The sequence below is a fragment of the Rhodococcus globerulus NBRC 14531 genome (assembly GCF_001894805.1).
Classification (GTDB): Bacteria; Actinomycetota; Actinomycetes; order Mycobacteriales; family Mycobacteriaceae; genus Rhodococcus_F; species Rhodococcus_F globerula.
Genome location: NZ_BCWX01000020.1, coordinates 1 through 1,916 on the forward strand (window position 1 = coordinate 1; position 1,916 = coordinate 1,916).

Genomic DNA, 1,916 nt, shown 5'->3' on the forward strand with positions numbered 1-1,916 from the left:
CCGACAAGTGTCGGTGAATGATGGGGAATCGAATTCAAGGTATCTGTGTGTTGTTTCAGATACCGCACAGTGGACGCGTAGCTTCTTTGTGGTAAGTCCTCGGCCTATTAGTACCAGTCACCTGCATACATTACTGTACTTCCAGTTCTGGCCTATCAACCCGGTGGTCTGCCGGGGGCCTTACCCCCTCGAGGGGGTGAGAAACCTCATCTTGGAACAGGCTTCCCGCTTAGATGCTTTCAGCGGTTATCCCTTCCGAACGTAGCTAACCAGCGGTGCTCCTGGCGGAACAACTGGCACACCAGAGGTTCGTCCGTCCCGGTCCTCTCGTACTAGGGACAGCCTTCCTCAAGTTTCTTACGCGCGCGGCGGATAGAGACCGAACTGTCTCACGACGTTCTAAACCCAGCTCGCGTGCCGCTTTAATGGGCGAACAGCCCAACCCTTGGGACCTACTCCAGCCCCAGGATGCGACGAGCCGACATCGAGGTGCCAAACCATCCCGTCGATATGGACTCTTGGGGAAGATCAGCCTGTTATCCCCGGGGTACCTTTTATCCGTTGAGCGACACCGCTTCCACTTGCCGGTGCCGGATCACTAGTCCCGACTTTCGTCCCTGCTCGACCTGTCAGTCTCACAGTCAAGCTCCCTTGTGCACTTGCACTCGACACCTGATTGCCAACCAGGCTGAGGGAACCTTTGGGCGCCTCCGTTACATTTTGGGAGGCAACCGCCCCAGTTAAACTACCCACCAGGCACTGTCCCTGAACCAGATCATGGTCCGAGGTTAGAGGTCCAATTCGATCAGAGTGGTATTTCAACAACGACTCCACGATAACTGGCGTCACCGTTTCACAGTCTCCCACCTATCCTACACAAACCGAACCGAACACCAATACCAAGCTGTAGTGAAGGTCCCGGGGTCTTTTCGTCCTGCCGCGCGTAACGAGCATCTTTACTCGTAATGCAATTTCGCCGAGTCTACGGTTGAGACAGCTGAGAAGTCGTTACGCCATTCGTGCAGGTCGGAACTTACCCGACAAGGAATTTCGCTACCTTAGGATGGTTATAGTTACCACCGCCGTTTACTGGGGCTTAAATTCTCAGCTTCGCTCCCGAAGGAACTAACCGGTCCTCTTAACCTTCCAGCACCGGGCAGGCGTCAGTCCGTATACATCGTCTTACGACTTCGCACGGACCTGTGTTTTTAGTAAACAGTCGCTTCTCACTGGTCTCTGCGGCCCCACCCAGCTCAGACAGTAAATGTCGTCACCAGACAGGGCCCCCCTTCTCCCGAAGTTACGGGGGCATTTTGCCGAGTTCCTTAACCATAGTTATCTCGATCGCCTTAGTATTCTCTACCTGACCACCTGTGTCGGTTTGGGGTACGGGCCGTGTGAAAGCTCGCTAGAGGCTTTTCTCGGCAGCATAGGATCACTGAATTCGCCTCAATCGGCTACGCATCACGTCTCAGGCTTATATGCGACCCGGATTTGCCTAGGTCACGCCCTACACGCTTACACCGGTATTACCACTGACCGGCCCAGCTACCTTCCTGCGTCACCCCATCGCTTGGCTACTACCAGATCAGGTCCCGTGCATCCACCAACTCGAGACCCGAAGGTCTTCTCGTGGCTTCAGGACGGTTAGTATCACTGATTCACCATGGGCGCGTTCACACGGGTACGGGAATATCAACCCGTTGTCCATCGGCTACGCCTGTCGGCCTCGTCTTAGGTCCCGACTCACCCTGGGCGGATTAACCTGGCCCAGGAACCCTTGGTCATTCGGCGGACGAGTTTCTCACTCGTCTTTCGCTACTCATGCCTGCATTCTCACTCGTGTGGCCTCCACGGCTAGGTCACCCTGCCGCTTCCATGGCCACACGACGCTCCCCTACCCATCCACACACCTG

Annotated in this window: 1 rRNA gene; it reads right to left on the bottom strand. The window is 55.6% G+C overall.

Annotated elements, in window-relative coordinates:
* Positions 1-87 precede the first annotated feature (87 nt).
* A 23S ribosomal RNA gene (locus tag RG2_RS31150) occupies positions 88-1,916 on the bottom strand; the annotation flags it as partial.